Origin of the sequence: Streptomyces silaceus, assembly GCF_001419745.1 — a bacterium.
GTDB lineage: Bacteria > Actinomycetota > Actinomycetes > Streptomycetales > Streptomycetaceae > Streptomyces > Streptomyces silaceus.
The window spans coordinates 1-762 of the sequence record NZ_LIRJ01000532.1; the positions used below are offsets into that span (position 1 = coordinate 1).

At 67.6% G+C, this 762-nt stretch carries 1 protein-coding gene; it reads right to left on the minus strand.

From position 1 onward, the window contains the following. The coding region (locus AOK22_RS43410) for a BCCT family transporter (RefSeq protein WP_244165246.1) at positions 1-762 on the minus strand (762 nt) is incomplete at both ends.

Below are 762 nucleotides of genomic sequence, written 5' to 3' on the forward strand. Positions count from 1 at the left end.
GCCGCGACGAGGATCGTGAGGTTGCGCAGGCCCGTGAGCGCGTCGTCCGAGCCGTCGCCGATCAGGAGCATGATCGCGCCCACGGCGCCGGTCACCATGCCCCAGAAGATCACGACCATCCGGCCCGGTTCGAGCGCGCCCTTCTGGGAGAGCGTGCCCATCACGATGGAGGCAGCGTCGGCGCCCGACACGAAGAAGATGCCGACGAGGATCATCACGAGCAGGCTGGTCACCGTGGCGATCGGATACTCGTGCAGCAGGCCGAAGAGCTGCGCCTCGGGGGTGGTCTCGTCCTTGAGGCCGCCCCGGCTCGCGACGGTCATGGCGCTGCCGCCGAAGACGGCGAACCAGATGAGGCTGACCGTGCTCGGCACCAGGATGACGCCGCCGACGAACTGACGAATCGTTCGTCCTCGGCTGATGCGCGCGATGAACATGCCGACGAAGGGCGTCCAGGAGATCCACCAGGCCCAGTAGAAGACCGTCCAGCTGCTCAGCCAGTCCGCGACCCCCTTGCCGCTGGAGGCCTCGGTGCGGCCGATGAGCTGCGGCAGGTCGTCGAGGTAGGCGCCGATGGACGTCGGCACCATGTCGAGGATGATGACGGTCGGGCCCGCGATGAACACGAACACGACGAGCAGCAGCGCCAGCACCATGTTGATGTTGGACAGCCACTGCACGCCCTTCTCCACACCGGAGACGGCGGACGCCACGAAGGCCAGGGTCAGCACCGCGATGATCACGACGAGCAGGCCGGTGCCC